This window comes from Bradyrhizobium sp. CB82, assembly GCF_029714405.1.
GTDB lineage: Bacteria > Pseudomonadota > Alphaproteobacteria > Rhizobiales > Xanthobacteraceae > Bradyrhizobium.
The window spans coordinates 6,336,871-6,356,361 of record NZ_CP121650.1 but is presented as its reverse complement, the minus strand read 5'-3'; the positions used below and the strand labels follow the sequence as shown (position 1 = coordinate 6,356,361).

21 protein-coding genes and 1 pseudogene are annotated in these 19,491 nt (G+C 63.7%); 9 read left to right on the top strand and 13 right to left on the bottom strand.

The window, feature by feature from the left end; all coding sequences use genetic code 11:
• Positions 1-2: 2 nt before the first annotated feature.
• Positions 3-1,244 (bottom strand): ROK family transcriptional regulator, encoded by a 1,242-nt coding sequence (locus QA640_RS30870; protein WP_283036620.1) that lies wholly within the window; start codon positions 1,242-1,244, stop codon positions 3-5.
• 215 nt (positions 1,245-1,459) lie between these two features.
• Here QA640_RS30870 and QA640_RS30865 point away from each other — a divergent pair, with 215 nt between their 5' ends.
• The 3 genes from QA640_RS30865 (at position 1,460) to QA640_RS30855 (ending at position 4,477) form a co-directional block, all read left to right on the top strand.
• Positions 1,460-2,479 carry a sugar ABC transporter substrate-binding protein gene (locus tag QA640_RS30865; RefSeq protein WP_283036619.1) on the top strand — a complete coding sequence of 340 codons (1,020 nt, stop codon included), beginning with the start codon at positions 1,460-1,462 and terminating at the stop codon, positions 2,477-2,479.
• Between the two features lie 121 nt (positions 2,480-2,600).
• Positions 2,601-3,683, top strand: a complete 1,083-nt coding sequence (locus tag QA640_RS30860; protein ID WP_283036618.1) for an ABC transporter permease — start codon at positions 2,601-2,603, stop codon at positions 3,681-3,683.
• Positions 3,680-4,477, top strand: coding sequence for an ATP-binding cassette domain-containing protein (locus QA640_RS30855; RefSeq protein ID WP_283036617.1), 798 nt, complete (start codon positions 3,680-3,682; stop codon positions 4,475-4,477). Before QA640_RS30860 ends, QA640_RS30855 begins: the two co-directional genes overlap by 4 nt.
• A gap of 95 nt (positions 4,478-4,572) precedes the next feature.
• On the opposite strand, the gene QA640_RS30850 is transcribed toward QA640_RS30855, so the two are convergent.
• The 3 genes and pseudogenes from QA640_RS30850 to QA640_RS30840 all read right to left on the bottom strand — a co-directional run.
• On the bottom strand, positions 4,573-5,721 hold the full coding sequence (locus tag QA640_RS30850) for an amidohydrolase (protein ID WP_349253756.1): 1,149 nt from the start codon (positions 5,719-5,721) through the stop codon (positions 4,573-4,575).
• A 158-nt stretch (positions 5,722-5,879) separates the two neighbouring features.
• Positions 5,880-6,131, bottom strand: coding sequence for a DUF1127 domain-containing protein (locus QA640_RS30845; protein WP_283036615.1), 252 nt, complete (start codon positions 6,129-6,131; stop codon positions 5,880-5,882).
• 381 nt (positions 6,132-6,512) lie between these two features.
• A pseudogene (locus tag QA640_RS30840) lies at positions 6,513-6,678 on the bottom strand (chromate transporter); the annotation flags it as partial.
• Between the two features lie 279 nt (positions 6,679-6,957).
• On the opposite strand from QA640_RS30840, the gene QA640_RS30835 reads away from it, so the two are divergent.
• The 3 genes from QA640_RS30835 to QA640_RS30825 all read left to right on the top strand — a co-directional run bounded on the left by QA640_RS30835 (position 6,958) and on the right by QA640_RS30825 (position 8,434).
• Positions 6,958-7,167, top strand: a complete 210-nt coding sequence (locus QA640_RS30835) for a hypothetical protein (protein WP_283036614.1) — start codon at positions 6,958-6,960, stop codon at positions 7,165-7,167.
• A 303-nt stretch (positions 7,168-7,470) separates the two neighbouring features.
• On the top strand, positions 7,471-7,776 hold the full coding sequence (locus QA640_RS30830; RefSeq protein WP_283036613.1) for a hypothetical protein: 306 nt from the start codon (positions 7,471-7,473) through the stop codon (positions 7,774-7,776).
• A gap of 190 nt (positions 7,777-7,966) precedes the next feature.
• The gene (locus QA640_RS30825; RefSeq protein WP_283036612.1) at positions 7,967-8,434 is read left to right on the top strand and encodes a metallophosphoesterase family protein; all 468 of its coding nucleotides are present in this window, start codon (positions 7,967-7,969) and stop codon (positions 8,432-8,434) included.
• Between the two features lie 85 nt (positions 8,435-8,519).
• On the opposite strand, the gene QA640_RS30820 is transcribed toward QA640_RS30825, so the two are convergent.
• Positions 8,520-9,113: a Fic family protein gene (locus QA640_RS30820; RefSeq protein WP_283036611.1), complete on the bottom strand. Its 594-nt coding sequence runs from the start codon at positions 9,111-9,113 to the stop codon at positions 8,520-8,522.
• A 639-nt stretch (positions 9,114-9,752) separates the two neighbouring features.
• Between QA640_RS30820 and QA640_RS30815 the strand changes: the two genes are divergently transcribed.
• A complete protein-coding gene (locus QA640_RS30815) occupies positions 9,753-9,878 on the top strand; it encodes a hypothetical protein (RefSeq protein ID WP_283036610.1) in 126 nt (41 codons plus the stop codon).
• 78 nt (positions 9,879-9,956) lie between these two features.
• Here QA640_RS30815 and QA640_RS30810 read toward each other — a convergent pair whose 3' ends face one another.
• The 4 genes from QA640_RS30810 to QA640_RS30795 all read right to left on the bottom strand — a co-directional run bounded on the left by QA640_RS30810 (position 9,957) and on the right by QA640_RS30795 (position 12,995).
• The gene (locus QA640_RS30810) at positions 9,957-10,193 is read right to left on the bottom strand and encodes an HGGxSTG domain-containing protein (protein ID WP_283036609.1); all 237 of its coding nucleotides are present in this window, start codon (positions 10,191-10,193) and stop codon (positions 9,957-9,959) included.
• Positions 10,194-10,219: 26 nt separating this feature from the next.
• Entirely contained in the window at positions 10,220-10,891 is a 672-nt protein-coding gene (locus QA640_RS30805; RefSeq protein WP_283036608.1) for a hypothetical protein, read from the bottom strand.
• 529 nt (positions 10,892-11,420) lie between these two features.
• On the bottom strand, positions 11,421-11,891 hold the full coding sequence (locus tag QA640_RS30800) for an NUDIX domain-containing protein (protein ID WP_283036607.1): 471 nt from the start codon (positions 11,889-11,891) through the stop codon (positions 11,421-11,423).
• 120 nt (positions 11,892-12,011) lie between these two features.
• A complete protein-coding gene (locus QA640_RS30795) occupies positions 12,012-12,995 on the bottom strand; it encodes a lytic transglycosylase domain-containing protein (protein WP_283036606.1) in 984 nt (327 codons plus the stop codon).
• Positions 12,996-13,181: 186 nt separating this feature from the next.
• On the opposite strand from QA640_RS30795, the gene QA640_RS30790 reads away from it, so the two are divergent.
• Positions 13,182-14,210, top strand: a complete 1,029-nt coding sequence (locus QA640_RS30790; protein WP_283036605.1) for a L,D-transpeptidase — start codon at positions 13,182-13,184, stop codon at positions 14,208-14,210.
• Between the two features lie 34 nt (positions 14,211-14,244).
• Here QA640_RS30790 and QA640_RS30785 read toward each other — a convergent pair whose 3' ends face one another.
• A complete protein-coding gene (locus QA640_RS30785) occupies positions 14,245-14,520 on the bottom strand; it encodes a hypothetical protein (RefSeq protein ID WP_283036604.1) in 276 nt (91 codons plus the stop codon).
• An 80-nt stretch (positions 14,521-14,600) separates the two neighbouring features.
• Positions 14,601-15,458 (bottom strand): VOC family protein, encoded by an 858-nt coding sequence (locus QA640_RS30780; RefSeq protein ID WP_283036603.1) that lies wholly within the window; start codon positions 15,456-15,458, stop codon positions 14,601-14,603.
• A 129-nt stretch (positions 15,459-15,587) separates the two neighbouring features.
• Here QA640_RS30780 and QA640_RS30775 point away from each other — a divergent pair, with 129 nt between their 5' ends.
• Positions 15,588-16,889, top strand: coding sequence for an FAD-dependent oxidoreductase (locus QA640_RS30775; RefSeq protein WP_283042938.1), 1,302 nt, complete (start codon positions 15,588-15,590; stop codon positions 16,887-16,889).
• Between the two features lie 149 nt (positions 16,890-17,038).
• On the opposite strand, the gene QA640_RS30770 is transcribed toward QA640_RS30775, so the two are convergent.
• Complete coding sequence (locus tag QA640_RS30770; RefSeq protein ID WP_283036602.1) at positions 17,039-18,664, bottom strand: ABC transporter ATP-binding protein; 1,626 nt, start codon at positions 18,662-18,664, stop codon at positions 17,039-17,041.
• Positions 18,661-19,491, bottom strand: coding sequence for an ABC transporter permease (locus QA640_RS30765; RefSeq protein WP_283036601.1), 831 nt, complete (start codon positions 19,489-19,491; stop codon positions 18,661-18,663). Before QA640_RS30765 ends, QA640_RS30770 begins: the two co-directional genes overlap by 4 nt.

The following is a 19,491-nucleotide window of genomic DNA, read 5'->3' as shown; positions in this document are numbered from 1 at the left end:
GCTCAATCCTTGAAGAGAACGTCGTGATCGCGAGCGAACGCTGCGAGCAGCGGCAAGGCCGCACCGCCGATCGCGCGTGCATCACGCCCGATCGAGCCTTCCACCACCACGGCATCGGTGAGGCCCTGCCGGTCCATGCGGGCCCAATATTCGTTTGTGCGCTCGACGAGACGACGGCGCACATCGAGCGGAAAGGCTCCGTCGATGATGACGGCTTCAAAGTCGATCACAGCCAGCAATGCGGCGATGGCCTGCGCCAGGGCCTCGGCCGCTCCCGCAACCCACGCATCGAGCGGCTCCTCGAAACTCGACCAATCGTCGGGCGAGAGCCAGATATCGGTGCCGCGTCGACCGGCGGCGATCAGTTGTCGCTCCAGCTGATAGATGGAGGCAGTGCGGATCAATTGCTGAAGGCTCGACTCACCATGTTCGTCCCGTCGCATGATCGGCATGGAGCCAAGCGCGCCGGCGTTGCCGCTGCGGCCGGGGAAGAGGCTTCCGTTCAGAACGATACCGCCGCCGATGAAGGCGCCAATGTAGAAGTAGGCGAAATCCCGGTACGCTGCGCCGGCACCGAAGGTGAGTTCGGCCGCACAGGCCGAAGTCGCGTCGTTGCAGACGTGCACCGGCCAAGCGCCGAAGCGGCGCGAGAGTTCAGCTGCTACGTCGAAGTCACGCCACTTGCCGAGCACGCCGGGTGGCGTTTGCAGATCGGCTTCCCAGTTCCACAACTCGAACGGCATCGCGACACCAATGCCGCTGATCCGGCCATGCTGGGCTTCAGGCAATTCGGCGAGAAGATCCGGCATCTCGCGCTCGGCAAATGCCATGATGTCTTCTGGCACGGGGAATGAATAGATCGCGCGGCGTCTGGCGCGGATTCCGGCGGTGAAGTCCATCAACACCAGATCGGAGCTGCGCCGGCCGATCATCAGACCGAGACCAAAAGCGCCGGCCGGGTTGAGCGAGTAGGGAACGGAAGGTTGGCCGATGCGGCCTCGCTGCGGTTCGCCTGCGAGCACCAGGCCATCGGCTTCCAACCGATTGATGATCACCGTCGTCGTTTGGGTCGAAAGACCAGTCAGGCGCGCGATCTCGACTTTGGCGAGACTGCGATGGCGCCGGATAAGGGAGAGGATCAGGCGCTCATTATACAGCCTCATACCCGTCTGGGTGCTGCCGCGGCTCCCGCCCGGCAGGGCCACCGTCGGGTTGGTTGCTCCGACCGGTGTTGTTTCGTCCATCCTCGGCTCCGCAAACGCCTTGGTCGTTTGCCATCACGACAGTTTGGTTGACCCATTCCAAATGGCAGTCGGCCTACAATGAACGCAGTTGCCGGTCGGTGTCAATTAATAAGTCGGAATGATTTATTTATTGACAAGTCCGTTTGCTTTCTCTTAGGATCATCCAACCCGCGGTCGAACCGCGCAGGCAACAAACGCTCCAGGAGAGGGAATACATGCGTCAGTCACTCGGGCTATTCGCGGCAGTCGCGCTTACTTTGGGCGCCACTAGCGCTTTCGCGGCCGACAAGCCGATCGTCGGGCTCATCACCAAGACCAATACCAATCCGTTCTTCGTGAAGATGAAGGCCGGCGCCGAGGAGGCGGCCAAGGCCAATGATGTCGAGCTGCGATCCTTCGCCGGAAAGGTCGACGGTGACAATGAGAGCCAGGTCGCAGCCATTGAGAACCTGATCGCCGCCGGCGCCAAAGGCATCCTGATCACACCGAACGACTCCCGCGCCATCGTTCCCGCCGTCGAGAAGGCACGGGCCGCGGGCATCTTGGTCATTGCCCTCGACACCCCGCTCGATCCGGCGAATGCGGCGGATGCGACGTTTGCCACCGACAACTTCCTGGCGGGCCAATTTATCGGCCAGTGGGCCGCCAAAACGCTGGGCGCCAAGGCGGCATCGGCGAAGATCGCGCTACTGGACCTGAACGTGAACCAGATCTCGGTCGACGTCGCCCGCGATCAGGGTTTTCTGAAAGGCTTTGGCATTGATCTCGGCAACCCCGCCAAAATCGGCGACGAGAAGGATGCGCGCATCGTTGGCCATGATGTGACCCTCGGCAGCGAGGAGGGCGGCCGCAAGGCGATGGAGAATCTGCTGCAGAAGGATCCCGGCATCTCGCTCGTCTATACCATCAACGAGCCTTCGGCCGCGGGAGCCTACGAGGCCCTGCGCTCGGTTGGCCGCGAAAAGGACGTGCTGATCGTTTCGGTCGATGGCGGTTGCCCCGGGGTGCGCAACGTGAAGGACGGCGTCATCGGTGCCACCTCCATGCAGTTCCCCTTGCTGATGGCGGCGAAAGGCGTCGAGGCGGTGAAGGCGTTCGCTTCTGGCGGCGGCAAGCCGAAGGCCTCGCCGGGCCTGGATTTCTTCAACACCGGTGTCGAACTCGTCACCGACAAGCCGGCCGGCGAGATGCCGTCGATCGACAGCGCCGCCGCCTTGAAGAAGTGCTGGGGCTGATCGCCCCTGACTAGTAGCCACTGGCAAGGACTGGCGTCCGCGATCCGGGCGCCAGATAACGCCGGAGAAGCTCGTCCGAGAGTGGATGGGCAGGTCTCCGCATGCAACGAGGAAAACGGCCATGACCGATATCGGCAGTAGTCGCCCCGCTGCCCAGGCCTTCGAGCTCGTGCCCGGCAAGGGCGAGAGCCGCGTGGCCGAATTCGAAGTCCGCGCAAGATCGCCGCTTCAGAAGCTTCAGCACTTCCTGCACGCCAATCCGACGGCGGTGCCGGCGATTGTGCTCCTGCTCAGCGTTGCGGCGTTCGGCATCACCGTCGGCCCGCGCTTTCTCTCGATGTTCAACCTGTCGCTGATCATCCAGCAGGTCACGATCATCGGGGTGATCGGGGCGGCGCAGACCTTGATCGTGATCACCGCCGGCATCGATCTGTCGGTTGGGGCGATCATGGTGCTGTGCTCCGTCATCATGGGCAAGCTTGCGGTCACCATGGGGCTGCCCGCTCCAATCGCGCTCGTCGTCGGCGTCGCCACGGGGGCCGGCTGCGGCTTGCTCAATGGTGCGCTCGTGACCCGGCTCAAGCTGCCGCCCTTCATCGTCACGCTCGGGACATGGTCGATCTTTTTCGCGCTCAATCTCTGGTATTCGGCGTCCGAGACCATCCGTTCGCAGGAGGTCGCGAAAATCGCCCCGCTGCTGCAGGCATTGGGAACGCCGGTGAACGTCCTTGGCGCCCGTTTCACCTACGGCTCCTTCTTCATGCTCGGACTTGTGGCGTTGATCTGGTTCGTGCTGAATCGTACGGCCTTCGGTCGCCATCTCTATGCGGTGGGCGATGATCCCGATGCGGCGCGGCTTGCCGGCATCCGAACCGACCGCATCCTCTTCAGCGTCTATGTGATCGCCGGCGTGATTTGCGCGCTCGGTGCGTGGGCGCTGATCGGGCGCATCGGCTCGATCAGCCCGCAGGCCGGCCAGACGGCCAATCTGGACAGCATCACGGCGGTCGTCGTCGGTGGTGCCAGCCTATTCGGCGGGCGTGGTTCGATTATCGGCACGTTGATCGGCGCCCTCATCGTCGGCGTATTTCGCAACGGGCTCGCATTGTCCGATGTCGACGTGCTCTGGCAGGAATTCGCCGTCGGCTGGCTGATCATCATCGCAGTGGCGCTCGATCAATGGATTCGCAAGGTGTCAGCATGAGTGCAGGACCGAACATTCCCGGGGCAACACCGCTCCTCCAGGCACGCGGCTTGAACAAGCGCTATGGCCGTGTGACGGCGCTCGATCACGCCGACTTCGATCTCTATCCGGGCGAGATCCTGGCCGTGATCGGAGACAATGGCGCCGGAAAGTCGTCGCTGATCCGGGCGCTCTCGGGCGCACTCGTTCCGGACGCCGGCGAGATCAGGCTGGCCGGCACGCCAGTCGCGTTCCGCTCGCCGCTCGACGCGCAGGCGGCCGGCATCGAGACGGTCTATCAAACGCTTGCACTGTCGCCGAGCCTTTCGATCGCCGACAACATGTTTCTTGGCCGCGAGCTACGCAGGGCGGGCCCGCTCGGCACGATCTGCCGCATGCTCGATCGCAAGGCCATGCAGCGCGTCGCGCGTGCGAAGCTCACCGAGCTGGGTCTCATGACCGTGCAGAGCATCAACCAGCGCGTCGAGACCTTATCGGGCGGTCAACGCCAGGGCGTGGCGGTGGCAAGGGCCGCGGCCTTCGGCTCGCGCGTCGTCATCATGGACGAACCGACCGCGGCGCTCGGGGTCAAGGAATCGCGTCGCGTGCTGGAACTGATCCTCGACGTGCGCCGGCGAGGCGTATCGGTGGTCTTGATCAGCCACAACATGCCGCACGTGTTCGAGATCGCCGATCGCATCCATATCCATCGGCTCGGTCGGCGGCTCACGGTGATCGATCCCAAGGCTTATACGATGTCGGATGCGGTCGCCTTCATGACCGGCGCGCGGGCACCGACAGACGTCGCAGCGTGACGGGACTGGAAGACTTTGTTTTCCTCGCCGCGCGTGCGGACTTTGATTCCGTCATTCGGAGGTTCGATGGCTCCCGCCCCGCCGGCGGCCATCGGCTAATTTGAAGCCAACGCCGTCTTGGCAACTTCGGCCATCCAGTGGGATGCGACCGGCAGGATTGCGTCGTTGAAATCGTAGCGCGGGCCGTGAAGCTCGGCGCCGTCGCGAAGCTCGCCGTTGCCGATCCAGACGAAGGCGCCGGGCCGATGCTGGAGGTAGAAGGCGAAATCCTCGCCGGCCATGCTGGGGGCGAGGTCGCTGCGCAGCGGCGCCTGCACCTTCTCCGCGGCAATGCGCGCCAGGCCCGCCTCCGCCGGCGTGTTGACGACCGTGCCCACGCCCATGACGATCTCGGGCGTGACCTTGACGCCAAAGCTCGTCGCAATGCCGGCGCAGGTCCGCTCGATACCTTCGACGATGGTGTCCTTCACCGCGCTGCGGTGGTGACGCAGCGTGCCGCGGATCACGACGCGCCCCGCGATCTGGTTCGACGCCGTGCCGCCTTCGATCGCGCAGAGCGAGAGCACGGCGGTGTCGAGCGGATCGACATTGCGCGAAACGATCGATTGCAGCGCCACGATCAGGTGGCCGGCGGCCACGAGCGGATCGCGCGTCAGATGCGGCATGCCGGCGTGACCGGCGTGTCCCTCGATCGTGAGCGTGACGCGCCCACCGGAGGCCATGACGACGCCGTCGTGGACCGCGATGGTGCCGGCGTCCAGCCCCGGCCAGTTGTGGAAGCCGAAAATCCGCGTCATCGGAAAGCGCTCGAACAGGCCGTCGGCGACCATCGCACGCGAGCCGCCAAAACCTTCCTCGGCGGGCTGGAAGATGAAATCGACCGTGCCGCTCCAGCTCGCATCGAGCGCCAGCAGCGCCGCCGCGCCGAGCAGCGAGGCGGTGTGGCCGTCATGTCCGCAGGCATGCATCACGCCTTGATGGCGCGAGGCGTAGGCAAGCCCGGTCTCCTCGGTGATCGGCAGCGCGTCCATGTCGGCGCGCAGGCCGACGCGGCCTTGCGCGGATCCGCGCGTCAGCGTTGCGACGATGCCGTGGCCGCCGATGTCGGCCTCGAAGGGAATGCCGAGCTCCGCAAGCCTCGATTGCACGAAGGCCGACGTCGCCTTCTCCTGCAAGGACAACTCGGGATTGGCATGCAAATGCTGGCGCCACGCGGTGAGTTTCTGGTGAAGTTCAGGTGTCAAGGCTTTGGTCTTTCGGATGGTGCCGGCGCTCGCCACCATAACCGAATCCCCGGCCCGCGGATCCGGCGCGCCGGAATGCCTCGCGTGCAACAAAACGCTTTCCGCCGGGGGGAAAGCTGTGCCAGCCCCTTCCAGTCGAAGCCGATGGGCCGCGGATATCAGATCATCGTCGGCGGGATAGATCGGGCGCCGCGCGGGTCGATATTTGGATTCGAGGCGACGTAATCGATCTCCCCACGCGAAATGCCGATGTCCATCAGCTCCCTGTCGGCTAGATCGGACAGGACGCCGCGCAGCCGCGTGCGTTTGCGTCGCTCCTGAAACGCCTCCCAATATCGTTCGAGCAGGCTGACGACACGCCGTGCAGAAGCGAGCCGCCTGTACGCTGTTGCACTATAGGTCGTGCTCATGGCGCAATCTCCGGATTGCCAACGCGGCCGGTACGCGCGTCATCGCCGCCTCGCGAGCGGCAGTCTTCAAGATCGGCTGTGGCTGCAGCATGGTTGGCTTCGCTATCGATCGGGAGCGCGCAGCCAACGCTCTGTCTGACGGGGGCAGGCGCAGCTGCTGCAACGGTTGCTTCGAAGGCAACCGCGATAGCCCCGATCCAGAACAGCTTCCTGCTGGAAATCTCCTGCGCAGAAAAATTTCGCAAGCCGACTTCCGTCAACGACCTTAGCTCGCTGCCCCCAGTGCCCACTGTGAGCGAATTCACATGCAGGCGCGAATTTCGACGCGTGCGACAATTTGCCTCCCGATAAAGTTGTGCTCAGTGTTCGTTCAACCGCATGTCAGAGGAGCGCCATGGCCGTCCCAGCCGCGGCACTGAAGGCGACGACGACGAGTGGAGGAGCGCGCCAGACGGTCAGCAGGACGAAGCCGACCAGCGCGATGCCGAAAGTCGCGAGGCGAATGCACGGTCGTCGTCCATACCGGATTGTAGAGCGCCGCGCCCAGCTCAGGTTGCTCACGGTCGTTCGATCCGGTTACGGGTCCACGTTTATCGGATTCCGATAAACGATATCGGTTCTTCAGCCGGCCAGTCTCAATCCTTCATGGCCTCGCCGGTGAATTCGAGGACGCGCGACTTCGCGAGCGCAAGCCCCCTCTTTGAATTTCATGCCGTCTTCATCGAATTTCGTAATTGGAACGAGGCTATCCCCCGACCGTTGACACGCCGTCTCGCCGGACGCCCGGAGTCTGGCGGTGCCAACATTAGCAATGAGGAGACTGGCCATGGCAAGTGCGGCAGATCGCGATCCCAGGCATCATACGCAGAAGATGCAGAAGCAGCTCCAGGATATCCGGAACCATCTGCGCGAGGACATCCAGAAAGTCGACGAACCGCAGTTGAAGGCGATGTTCGAGACGTCCGCCGAGGTTCTCGGCGGCCTCGAGAAGGCTTTCAAGGACTATGAACAGAAGAACGAAAAGGCCTGGCGCTGACCGCGCCCGACGGCTGCCAGAAGCGCTACGAAGCGGGGATCCGGAAGTTCTCGTCAAACGAGGATTTCGACGCCGCCCTGATCACGCAGTCGGCCGGGATCATCCGTGATTTCATCAACGACTATCATGAGAAGTCGGAGGAGGAGCACGTTTTCCCGCGCTTCAGGAAGGCCGGGAAGATGACCGATCTGGTGGACCCCCTCTGCGCCAGCACGAAGCGGGCCGAAAGGTGACGGAAACGATCCTGAGGCTCGCGCCGTCGGCCGCAGCAATGATGGCGATCGAAAGCAGCTCGTCGGTTCGATGCAGTCCTTCATCGCGATCTATCGGCCGCACGCGGCCCGCGAGGATACCGATCTCTTCCCGAAGCTGAAGGAGGTGGTCTCCTCGAATGAATACGATGCGATGGCCGAGGATTTCGAGAAGCAGGAGCACCAGCTGTTCGGGCAGGACGGCTTCGAGAAGATGGCGGCCCGCGTCGCCCAGCTCGAGCAGCAGATGGTCATCCGCTGGTATCCATCGGTCTTTTCCGTCTCCGTGTCACGCCCATCTCACGCACGACAAACGGGCCGATCGCTCCGCTTGTTCGAAGCGATCGGCCAAGTCTAGGGAGGAAACGCCCGTCGGCGCACGGCAAAGCGAACCAACGCCCGCCGCTCACCTAACGTAGTCTGCTCGATGGACACAACCTATGATCTAGATCACATAAGGAAGGCCGCTTGACTTGACGGGAGGCGCCCGATCGAACCGCGCCGGGCCACCGCAAGTCCACGGCTGATGCAGTGCAAGAGAGGCCTACGTGGCGCATACGCGCATTGGAATCATCTCGGACACCCACGGCCTGTTGCGGCCGGAGGCCGTGCAGTGCCTGGCCGGAGTCTCACACATCATCCACGGCGGTGATATCGGTCGGCCGGAAGTTTTGGACGGACTTCGCCGCATTGCGCCCGTCACCGCCATCCGGGGAAACATCGATGTCAGTGATTGGGCGAACAGCTACCCCGAAACGGTGACCGTACGGCTTGGCGGCCGATCGTTTTATGTCTTGCATGACCTCAAGACGCTACGGATCACTCCGGCCGCTTGCGGAATCGACGTCGTGATTTCCGGACATTCCCATCAACCCGGCTTCAACACGAAAGACCGGGTCCTCTACCTGAACCCCGGAAGTGCCGGCCCGCGCCGCTTCAGGCTGCCCGTGACGGTTGCGACGCTGGACATTTCGGCGCGAGAGCTTTGTCCAGTCATCCACGAGCTGAGGATGTAGCCTGTAGGAGGGTAGAGCGAGATGCAGCCCATCAATTCATTCGTGACAATGACGGATTCGCGAAGGGCTCAACTCATCTCATGAGCTAATTGCTCCTCGCGTCTTCGTCGTTGACGAGACCACGAATAAGCGCAACCAGAGGTTTCTCATCCCCGCCGAAGCTGTCGATCATGGCTTGCATCACCCGGTCAGGGTCCAGCCGCTCCATGGCCAGCGGATGACCGGCAGTCTCGGCGAGCAGAGTGAGGAAGGTAAGCTGTGCACGACCGTTGCCTTCGCGGAACGGATGGATCGCATTGAGGTCAGCGAGGAAATGTGCGGCCTTTTCCGCGAAGTTGTCAGGCGTCGTGTTCTTGAGGTGTTTCTGACCGGCGAGAGTGCTGAAGAGTCTCGACATCTCACGATCGATGCTCTCCGGATAACAGAACATGCTACCACCTTTCGAAATCCGGACCGTGCGGACCTTCCCGGCCCAATCGTAGACGTCCTGAAACAGGTGTTTGTGGATAGCCCGGTAGTGCGGATAGGTGAGCTTGCCAGCCGGCAGGGGCTCCTCTGCGCGCTGCGCGGTAATTTCCGCCTCGAAAGCGTCGAGTTCCTCTTGCGTCTTGAGCTTCAGCTTGTTCTTGAGGACCATTGTGCCCGGATAACAATACGGGTCTTCAACGGCGTCGTACATCGAGGCTCCTAGCCCTTCTTGTACGCTTTGATGATTTCGCGGCGCCGCTCCGCGGCAGACAAGCCTTGGCGGTCGAACCGGGCTACCCGCTTCAGCATGGCGGCCGAGGGCTGGATGCCCTCAACTGCGCTGATCTTTGCAAAGCGCTCTCGGCCAATAACGACCTTGGTGACGCGTTTTTTTGTCGAGGATTTTTTTCGGGCGGGCATAGAAGAATATTACCACAAGAGGCTGTTGCTTTGCACTTGCGAATGTTGCCGATACGTAGCGAGCTTCGCGCCGTTGAGCAAAACGTTGCCAAGCACCTGTCAGTGAGATTGCGGACCGGAATTACGGTGACCGCTCTCTGCCAATTCTGAGTGATTGCCGTGAATTTCTCTGGTGACGCTCACTGTCGGCCTAAGAGCGCAGCCTATTATTTGGTTAAGATGAATCAGCCATCGGTCAGCGTTGTGCTGTTCCTAGGTAGCGAAAGCTCGGGCGAAACGAGCCTCGAAAAGCCAATGTGCTCGAACGCTTTACCGATATCAGGAGCAAGGGATGGTGTCCCGCTGTGTCAGCGATGACGTCTAAGCCATTGATATTCCTGGCGCGCTGCGTCCCCGCGAATCAGCTCTCAGTTCTTAAATGGAGAGCTGTATGTCTGACCACCAATTGAAATTCAAAGGGCCTGGTTTTGAGTTCGACGCCCGGGGGTGGATGGGGGTGGTCGCTGCGGTTGTGATTGTCTTGCTCGTGCTGCTGGTGCCGAGGTTGCACTATTGAGAAACCCCCGACACTGCTTCCAACCGAGGTATCTCACGGCCGACTAGCCTCTTCCATAGGGCGAGGCATCACCGACTATCACTTCAACTCACGCAGCAGCTTCCGCGCTTCATCCAGCATTACCCGGACCTGCCTTCGTTCGGCGACCGCCTCCTTGGTGAAGAGGCCAAGCTTCCGAGCGTTCCGGTTTTTCTTGGGCGCGCCGGATCCCTCCGCGCCGCCGTGCATGCGGCAGCGGCTCTTGCCGCGCACGGCCGGCGCGCGGCAAGCATTGCCGCGGCGGGTTTTGGCGCCGCAGCGCGGGCTCTCGTGCATCGGTGTCCTGTCGCAGCGTTGATCGCTCATGCCCGGGCGGCGCGCGTTGCGCGCACGGGTGCGTGCTCGCGTTCGCCGAGCTCCTGCGTCGGGACCGTCCGCGCATCGGTTGTTGCGGCCGGCGGGCGTTGGTCCGAAACCATCACGCTCGCGTGCTGCGTGATGTTGCCGACGATGGCCTTGCCGCCGTCCTGCACCGACAGGTTTTGCACGGTGATGGCGGGCTCGTCCTTGGTCCGGTAGCGATTGAGCGCCTCCATCTGGGCCGGGAAGGTGCGCGCCAGCCGGCCGAGGGCGCGCGTGGCGCTGTCCTGCTGCGCGATGTCGATGGCGCTTGCGAGCTGAAAGGCGCAGCGCATCGTCATCACATGGACCGACACCATCTGCGCCACCAGCATGGCCTCGATGGCGTCCCTGGGCTGGATGCTCTGCACCATCGAGAGCATGAAGGCGAGGCAGGTCGCATCGGGCCTGGTGCCCTTCACGCTTGCCCTCACCAATTGGCGGAGGATGCCGTGCATGGCGTCGCGATCGGTGACGCCGAGTGCCTCGGCCATCAGCCGCTCGCCGGTTGCGGGATCCGGATGGTCGATCGCAAAGCCGCGGCGCGACAGCTTGATCCGTGGGATTGAGGCGGGTCGCCGTCGATCGGGCGCGGCGATCGTCGTGGTCGTGCTGCGGTCTGGGGCTGTGGTCATGTCGATGGACTCCTTCGCGCGGGCGCGCGGCTTTGCACGCGCGGGCGCGACGCCCGCTGCGGCGGTGAGATGCAACTTCATCTGTCGATTGGGATTTTTCGCGCGCAACCGCGCGACGCTCGCCTGTTCTCGGGCGGGTCTTGGGTCTGCTATTGCGGATTGTGCGATGATCTACTTTTGCCACTGATTTGCCCGACGTGTCAAGTCATTTCGTAAAAACAGCAATGGTGATCCGGCGACCCTCGCCGCCTTTGCATGGGGTTGTTTTTCAAATTTTGATGGGGCGGTCGGCCGAGCCGCCCGGTGCTCGCTGAGAACTGCGTCGCGTCGGGAGCGACGTGGGCTTTGGCTGAGAGCGTGACCGCAGGGTCGGTTGACCTCTTTTGCAGGCGGCAGAGGGGGCGCACCTGCTTCGTGGCCGGGCACGCGATCGCGAATTCGGGCCTCGTCGATCTCGTGTTCCCAGTGGTTACCTCGCCGGTGACCGACACGAGAGACCGGTCTGTGCAGCGGGCGCGACTGCAGCGATCTATCCGGAGCGCCCGCCCGCTAGCTGCGCCAGCCGATCCAGCAGCGGACGCTGTCCCGGATTGATCTTCGCCCGCGCCTCATCGAGCGCGAACCATTCGGCGCGATCGATCTCGGGGAAGCTTTGCCGCTTGCCGCTGCGCGGCGGCCATTCGATCTCGAATGTGTTGCTGCGAATGTTGCGGAGGTCGACGTCGAACTCGGCGGCGAAGGCGACGACGATCTTGCCGCCGCGTTGCTTGATCTGACCGAGCTTGGTCAGCGGCCTCGTCAGCTGTACTCCTAGTTCCTCGGCGAACTCCCGTCGTGCAGCTGCCTCGGCCTCCTGCCCGTCAACGTATTCGCCCTTTGGAATGGACCACGCTCCGAGATCCTTGTTGCGCCAGAATGGCCCGCCGGGATGCACGAGCAGGACCTCGATGCCCGGCGGCCGCATCCGATAGGCGATGATACCGGCGCTCTTCAACGGCATTGCTGTCCCGTGGCCTCGTGTTGCACCCCATTCGTCGGGAATGAATTTCAACACAGGCTGGTCGCCAACGAAAGGCGACCGTTGGAAGCCATCGGTCGAACGGCTCGCTGGTTTCGTGTATCAGCTCGAGGATCGCTCGCGCGATGCGACGCGAACGGCACGAGCCTTGGCGTTCCTGGCCGCGCGCGCGGCGATCATGTTGCGTGCCTTGCCGAGCCGCGTGGCACCCGCCGGCGCCGCGCTTTTCCTGAGCAGCAAAGCGAGGCGCTTGCGCACGCGGTGCGTGGCGAGCTTTGCCGTGGCCTCCGCGGCTTGCGCCTTCTGAATCAGCGCGGTGACACTCGCCGCAGGGGAGGCCGAGACGAACGCGACCTCCCTGGTCTTGGATAGCCCTCCGACGCCTTCGCACGGTGCTTCGCTGGGCAGATCAATACGGATCGCAAGCATGTCGGCGTCCTCGATCCAGTCTTCCGCCTTGGTGCCGGTGATGATCTGGACGTAATCGCGTGTCTCGCGCGGCAGTGCACTCTGCTTCGCCAGCCATTTCTGTATGCGGCCGCTGCCGGCATTGTAGGCGGCTGCTGCGAGGCCAAGATTGCCGAAATCATCGCGCAGCTTGCGCAGCAGTTTTGCGGACGCGGGCAACGCCTTGAACGGATCGAAGGGATCGTCGAGCCCGACTTCGGCTGCGGTTTCCGGCATGAATTGCGCGACGCCTCGCGCGCCGGCGTGGCTGACCTCGTTCGAGCGGAAGCGGCTCTCCTGCCAGATCAGGCGTGCAAAGAACGGCACCGGGATTTCGCTGTTCTCGGCGGCCTCGCGGAGCGCGTGGCAGAATGCATCGTGCGGCGACTTCTCCGCCTTGTATTCGGTGGTGGTATCCGCTGACGTGTCCGACGGAGGAGAATTCTCTTGCGCGCGTGCTACGTTCGACTGTTCGTTGGCCTCAGCTCTTTCGAACAGCGCTGCGAAGGCGGAGGAGATCTGTTCCGATGGACTGGTGGCGAGGAGAAGATTGTTGGCGCTCGATGCCGGATTCGCCGGTCCGTCGAGGTCGAGCATCAGGACGAGGAACGCGGCGAGCGCCGCGAGAACGAATCGCATTGCTTGTGTGAGCCTCAATTGTGGGTGAGTTGGCTGCAAATGCGCTGCCGATAGGGACTTTTTAACGAGTCGATTGCGGCGAAGCTGCGATCTTTGCTGTTCCGTGCAGGAACACCGTATTTTCCTCGCTCTGGAACTTCATCGCTTCCCGCGACTTTACGGAGAGCTTTGGGCTGAGGATGCAGCATGTTGCGAAGTCTTGCCGCTGTGGTGCTCTCGTTCCTTGCGATGACGCCCGTCATGGCAGCAGGTCTCGATGCCGCCGGCATCAATGACGCAGCCATGCCCGCGAAACCGACGGGCTCCGACAAGCCGAGCAGTTCAATCGTCAAGCTTCAGATCCTGCTCGACCGCGCGCACTTCTCCCCGGGCGAGATCGACGGTAAGCTCGGGGAGAACGCGCAGAAGGCCCTGTTCGTATTTGCCGAAGCAAATGGGCTAAATCTCGGGAAGGCAATCACACCGGATCTCTGGGATAAGCTCGCCGCGACGAGCGATGGCCCGGCCATCATCGATTACGAGATCACGGAAGCGGACGTGAAGGGGCCTTTCCTCAAGAAGCTGCCTGCGAAGATGGAGGACATGAAGAGCCTGGACGCGCTTAGCTACACGAGTCCGCGCGAGGCGCTCGCTGAGAAATTCCACATGAGCGAGGCGTTACTCAGTGCGATCAACCCCGGGAAGACTTTCGACAAGGCCGGGGAAAGTATCGCCGTTGCTAACGTCATTGGGCAACAAAATCCGATGCCGGTCGCGCGGGTCGAAATCGACAAGACGCGGCAAACGCTGAAGGCGTTCGATGCAAGCGGAAAGCTGCTCGCGTTCTATCCTGCGACTGTCGGCAGCCCGGAGAAGCCGACGCCGAGCGGTACGCTGAAAGTGACGGAAATCAATCAAAATCCGACCTATCGCTACAATCCGGACTACAAGTTCAAGGGCGTGAAATCGAAAAGGCCTTTCACGATCAAGCCTGGTCCGAACAACCCCGTCGGCTCGACCTGGATCAACCTGTCCGCCGAAGGCTATGGCATTCACGGCACCCCTGATCCTGGCAGGGTGAGCAAGTCGGCCTCGCACGGTTGCGTCCGGCTGACCAACTGGGATGCGCAGGCGCTCAGCGCGAACATCAAGCGCGGAACGCCGGTGGTGTTTCTGGACCGGCCGGGAGAAGCGGCTGCACAAAGTCCGCCGCTGGCGAAGAACTCGCGGATGTAGCATGGCCGATCGTCGTCCTCGGATGGACGCGCAGCTAGTCCTTGGGAAAGTCCTTGCGCATCGCGATCTCGGCGGCGTCGCCCGGCGACAGCACGGTCTGGTCGAACGCGGGCTGCGGCCTCGTCATGATGTCGTAGAGCGAAATGCCTTTGATGGGTTTTGCCATCAGCTCGCGAACGCATTCGGCGAGCGTGCCGTTGTAGACGAGATAGGGCGGGCCGCGGTCCTTGAGGCGTTCGCCCTTCAGCGACGGCCACTTCTTAAGTTCGGCCGGCGCGTCATAGACGATTGGCGAGCCTTCTCTAAACATGAATGCGATCCCAGGAAAATGTGGTGTACCTGGGATCGTATGGCGCCGGCGGTAAATAGCCGTTAAAGAATTAGCTCAAATCAGCCGGCAACGAAGGCGAGCAGGGTGCCGTTGGCTGCGGCCGGCGCCACGCAGATCGCAGCGCCGCTGCGCGAGGCGGCTGCACCGAGCGCCTTCTCGGTCGCCGCGAGATCGCCGCTCACCAGCACGAGCGCCGCCCCGCCGCGCTCGGCAAGACCTTCGAGCGAGACGCCGGGATAGCGCCTGCCGAGCTGGTCGAGCCTCAGGAACACGAAGTCGGCGCGGTTGCCGCCGGAGGGCACCGTCACGGCGCCGTCGGCTTCCGCTTTTGCCTCGCGGTCGATCAGGCGCGACAGATGCGCGGCGTCCTTCGTCGGCTCCGGGGTTGCGATCAGTACCTGCTTCAGCCGCTTCGCTCTGTTGGCATGCGTCATCAGCTCGGGAATCCACACCGTCTCGCGCGTCTTGTGCTGGCAGGCGAAGATGCGCACGCCGCCCGGCGCTTCCGCAACCGGCCACTGGAAGACGCGGAATTTTGCCGCCGACACCGAGCCGTTTGGCAGCGTCACCGGTCGCTCGAAATCAACCGGGCCGACCGGCGTCAGTCCGCGCGCGCGGATCTCCTCGGCGCCCGCCGTGGAATCGACCGCGGTGAAGGCGATGCGCTCGATGCCCTCACCGTGCTTTTCGAGAAAGGCGCGCGCCGGAGCATTATGTTCCGTCGGCGCGAGCACGCCGAGCAATTCCATATAGTCGGGGTCGAACATGATGGTGTAGTTGCCCGATCCCATATGCGCGCTGTGGGTGCCGCGTGGCGAGATGGTGAAGCCGAGCCGCTTGTAGTTTTCCGCGGCCTTGTCGAGATCCTTCACCATGACCACGGCGTGGTCGATTCCGATGACGTTTTTGAGGGCCACTTGATTTCCCCGGCATGAATGGGTGGATTAGGCTGGCGAGCACGACAACGTACCCGCAAGCGGCTGTCAACTGCGACTGCCGCAGATGCGGTATCTCGTGACGCTTGGGACAATTTGGAAAGATTGATGATGAGTGGTTCAACCGTCACCTGGCCGAATTCACTGTGGGCCGCGGTCACGCCGCAGGGGCTCGAATTGCCGGAGCTCGTCGGAGCTGCGAAGGCGGATGTGGTCGTGGTCGGCGGCGGCTTCACGGGCCTGTCGACGGCGTTGCACTTGCGCGAAGCCGGCGTCGATGTCGCAATCGTAGAGGCGGCCGAGCCGGGCTGGGGCGCCTCTGGCCGCAACAACGGCCAGGTGATCCCGACCTTGTCTCGCCCGGACCCCGAGGACATCATCGCCCGACACGGCGCGGTCGGCGAGCGCTTCGTCCACCTGTTGCGCGGCAGCGCATCGACGCTTTTCGAGGTGGCGCGGCGTTATGGCATCGAGGCGGAACAGGAGCAGGCGGGCTGGGTGCAGCCGGTGCATTCGCCGGGCCGCATCAAGATCGCGGAGCGGCGGGTGCGGCAATGGTCGAAATTCGGTGCGCCCGTCGAACTGCTCTCGCGCGAGCAGGTGAGGGACATGCTGGGCTCCGACGCCTGGTATGGCGGCTTCTGGAACAGAACCGGCGGCCACATCAATCCGCTCGCGCTGGCGCGCGGCCTGGCGCGCACCGTGCTCGGCCAGGGCGCGCGCATCTACGCGCGCTCCCCGGCTGTGAGCTTTGAGCGGCGCAACAACAGATGGGTGGTGAAGACGCTGAAGGCCGAGATCTCCGGCCGCGCGCTGGTGATGGCGACCAATGCCTATAGCGGCGAGTTCTCCAAGCAGCTCGTGCCCGACATCGCGCATGAGGTGATGCCGGTGCTGTCCTGGCAGATGGCGACGCTGCCGCTGTCGGACAATGTCAGGAAGACGATTATTCCCGCGCGGCAGGCAATGTCGGATACCCATGGCGAGCTGTATTTCGCCCGTTACGACGCGCGCAACCGGCTCGTCACCGGCGGTGCCGTGATCGGGCCCGGCAACAAGGCGGAGCGGCTAAAGACGCGCGTCACCGAGCGCTTGCGGCGGCTCTGGCCACAGATCGGTGACGTCAGCTTCGACTATGTCTGGAGCGGCTATGTCGGCATGACCTCGGATTTCCTGCCGCGGATCCACAAGCTCGGGCCGAATGCCTACGGCTGGACCGGCTGCAACGGCCGCGCGGTGGCGCTGACGATCCCGCTCGGCGATCAGCTTGCGAAAGCGGTGCGCGGCGTGCCGGACAGCGAGCTCGCGCTGCCGTTCACCAATCCGGTGCCGATTCCGGCGCACAGCCTGATGCGCAAGCTCGCACCGCTCATGCTGCTGGTCTACCGGCGCCGCGACGCGCGCGAGATGTAGACCATGAGATGAGATCCGGCCGGCAGCCTCGGTGTGCACCTCCCCAGCGGGGCGAGGTCGGATTGCGCCTGGCGATGCGAAGCATCGACCAGTGCCATCCGGGTGAAGGGCCGCAGCGCTCACCGCAGTCAAATCGCGAGTCCGCCCGGCTATACGGCCGTCTCATGCTCCCGTGCGAACGCGCCGCCCGGGACCGAGGCGAGCAGCGCCTGGGTGTAGGGATGTTGCGGCCGGCCGAACACGCCGGCCACCAGCCCGTGCTCGACGATCTCGCCCTCCTTCATGACCGCGACGAGGTCGCAGACCTGCGCTGCAACGCGCAGATCGTGGGTAATGAAGACGATCGAGAGCCCGAGCCGTTCGCGCAATTCGCCGAGCAGCTTTAGGACCTGCGCCTGCACCGACACGTCGAGCGCAGACACCGGCTCGTCCGCGATCAGGACATCCGGCTTCAGCGCGAGCGCGCGCGCAAGACCGATGCGCTGGCGCTGGCCGCCGGAGAATTCGTGCGGAAAGCGGTCGCCGGCGGATGGATCCAGCCCGACCAGCGCGAACAGTTCCCTGGCTTCGGTCATCGCGGTCGCGCGCGGCGTGCCGTGGACGATGGGGCCCTGCGCGACCAACTCGGCCGCCTTGCGCCGGGGGTTGAGCGAGGCAAAGGGGTCCTGGAACACCATCTGAATGTGACGGGTCTCGCGGCGGATCTCGTCGCGCTCCAGCTTTGCCCAATCCTTGCCGTCGAGCAGGATCGCGCCGTTGTCGGGATCGATCAGCCGTACGATGCAGCGCGCCAGCGTCGATTTGCCTGAGCCTGACTCGCCGACGATGCCGAGCGTTGCGCCCTTGGGCAGCATCAACGAAGCGTCCTTCACCGCCGCGGTGACGCGCACACCACGGCCGAGAAAGCCGCCGGTGCGATAGGTCTTGGCGACGTTGCTGATGGTGAGGATATTGTCTGATGACAGCGGCCGCGGCGGCGGCGCCGTCAGCGGCGGGACGGCGGCGATGAGCTGCTTCGTGTAGGCGTGCGTCGGGCGGTTCAGCACGTCATCGGCCGTGCCTTGCTCCACGATCTTCCCGTGCTGCATGACCACGACGCGGTCGGCGATCTCGGCGACGACGCCGAAATCATGGGTGATGAACAGCACCGCCGTCTTCTTGCGTTGTTGCAGGTCGCGGATCAGCTTCAGGATCTGTGCCTGTGTGGTGACGTCAAGCGCGGTGGTCGGCTCGTCCGCGATCAGGAGCTTTGGGTCGAGCGCCAGCGCCATGGCGATCATCGCACGCTGGCGCTGGCCGCCGGAAAGCTCGTGCGGATAGGCCTTGGCCGCAGCCTTCGGATTGGGAATGCGGACGTCCTCGAGCAGCGACAGCACCCGCGCGCCGATCTCCGCCTTGGAGAGATCGGTGTGGATCCGGAACATCTCCGCGATCTGGTCGCCGACGGTCCGCAGCGGATTGAGCGCCGTCATCGGTTCCTGGAAGATCATGGCGATAGCGGCGCCACGCACTTCGCGCATCACGGCCGGGTCGCTCGTGCAGAGATCGCGGCCGTCGAACATCATCCGGCCGTTCTCGATCCTGACCTCGCCCGGCAACAGCCGCATGATGGCATTGGCCATCATCGACTTGCCGGAGCCGGATTCGCCGACGACGCAGAGGATCTCGTTCGAGGCGATCGACAGCGAAATATCGTTCAGCGCATGCGTGCGATCGGCGCCCTTGGGCAGGCGGACGCCGAGGCCTTCCAGAGAGAGGATCGGCTGCTTGCTCATCGGCTCTTCAGCCTCGGATTGAGCGCGTCGTTCAGGCCCTGGCCGACCAGCGAGACCGCAAGCACGGTGACGAGGATGGCGATGCCGGGAATGGCCGAGACGTACCACTGCACGCGCAGCACGTCGCGCCCGAGGCCAATGAGGTTGCCCCAGGATGCCACGTTGGGATCGGAGAGCCGCAGGAAGGCGAGCGCACTCTCCAGCAGGATCGAGAGCGCCATCACCACGCTGGCATAGACGATCACGGGCGGCAGGGCGTTGGGCAGGATCTCGCCCAGGATGAGCTGAAGGTCTCTCATGCCGAGCGTGCGTCCGGCCTGGACGAATTCGCGGTTGCGCAGCGACAGGAACTCGGCGCGGGTCAGCCGCGCCGGCGCCGGCCAGGAGACGATGCCGATCGCGATCGTCACCGTCGTCAGCGTCGAGCCGAACACGGCGACGAGCACGAGCAGCAGCACGAAATTCGGCAGCGTCTGGAAGGCCTCCGTGATCCGCATCAGGATGTTGTCGACCCAGCCGCCATAGTAGCCGGCAAACGCCCCCATCAGTGTGCCGATCGCAACGGCGATCACGGTGGCGACGCCCCCGATCAGCAGCGAGATCCGCGCGCCGTAGAAAATCTGCGCCGCGATATCGCGCCCCGAATTGTCCGTGCCGAGCGGGAAGCGCGCATTGGTGAACGGCCACACCAGCGGCCGGCCGGCGAGCGCCAGCGGATCGCGCGGATAGAGCGCGCCGGCGGAGATCGCCATCGCGATCACGGCGAGCAGGAGAACGAGGCCGATCACGGCCGCGGGGCTGCGAAAATAACGCTTTACGGCGTCCAT

Excerpts from the sequence above, each read along its gene's own strand:
- QA640_RS30765 (WP_283036601.1), bottom strand. The coding sequence starts at position 19,491 with ATGGACGCCGTAAAGCGTTATTTTCGCAGCCCCGCGGCCGTGATCGGC.
- QA640_RS30870 (WP_283036620.1), bottom strand. The coding sequence starts at position 1,244 with ATGGACGAAACAACACCGGTCGGAGCAACCAACCCGACGGTGGCCCTG.
- QA640_RS30795 (WP_283036606.1), bottom strand. The coding sequence starts at position 12,995 with ATGCGATTCGTTCTCGCGGCGCTCGCCGCGTTCCTCGTCCTGATGCTC.
- QA640_RS30855 (WP_283036617.1), top strand. The coding sequence starts at position 3,680 with ATGAGTGCAGGACCGAACATTCCCGGGGCAACACCGCTCCTCCAGGCA.
- QA640_RS30805 (WP_283036608.1), bottom strand. The coding sequence starts at position 10,891 with ATGACCACAGCCCCAGACCGCAGCACGACCACGACGATCGCCGCGCCC.
- QA640_RS30835 (WP_283036614.1), top strand. The coding sequence starts at position 6,958 with ATGGCAAGTGCGGCAGATCGCGATCCCAGGCATCATACGCAGAAGATG.
- QA640_RS30810 (WP_283036609.1), bottom strand. The coding sequence starts at position 10,193 with ATGCACGAGAGCCCGCGCTGCGGCGCCAAAACCCGCCGCGGCAATGCT.
- QA640_RS30865 (WP_283036619.1), top strand. The coding sequence starts at position 1,460 with ATGCGTCAGTCACTCGGGCTATTCGCGGCAGTCGCGCTTACTTTGGGC.
- QA640_RS30860 (WP_283036618.1), top strand. The coding sequence starts at position 2,601 with ATGACCGATATCGGCAGTAGTCGCCCCGCTGCCCAGGCCTTCGAGCTC.
- QA640_RS30830 (WP_283036613.1), top strand. The coding sequence starts at position 7,471 with ATGCAGTCCTTCATCGCGATCTATCGGCCGCACGCGGCCCGCGAGGAT.
- QA640_RS30770 (WP_283036602.1), bottom strand. The coding sequence starts at position 18,664 with ATGAGCAAGCAGCCGATCCTCTCTCTGGAAGGCCTCGGCGTCCGCCTG.
- QA640_RS30790 (WP_283036605.1), top strand. The coding sequence starts at position 13,182 with ATGTTGCGAAGTCTTGCCGCTGTGGTGCTCTCGTTCCTTGCGATGACG.
- QA640_RS30845 (WP_283036615.1), bottom strand. The coding sequence starts at position 6,131 with ATGAGCACGACCTATAGTGCAACAGCGTACAGGCGGCTCGCTTCTGCA.
- QA640_RS30785 (WP_283036604.1), bottom strand. The coding sequence starts at position 14,520 with ATGTTTAGAGAAGGCTCGCCAATCGTCTATGACGCGCCGGCCGAACTT.
- QA640_RS30775 (WP_283042938.1), top strand. The coding sequence starts at position 15,588 with ATGAGTGGTTCAACCGTCACCTGGCCGAATTCACTGTGGGCCGCGGTC.
- QA640_RS30800 (WP_283036607.1), bottom strand. The coding sequence starts at position 11,891 with ATGCCGTTGAAGAGCGCCGGTATCATCGCCTATCGGATGCGGCCGCCG.
- QA640_RS30815 (WP_283036610.1), top strand. The coding sequence starts at position 9,753 with ATGTCTGACCACCAATTGAAATTCAAAGGGCCTGGTTTTGAGTTCGAC.
- QA640_RS30820 (WP_283036611.1), bottom strand. The coding sequence starts at position 9,113 with ATGTACGACGCCGTTGAAGACCCGTATTGTTATCCGGGCACAATGGTC.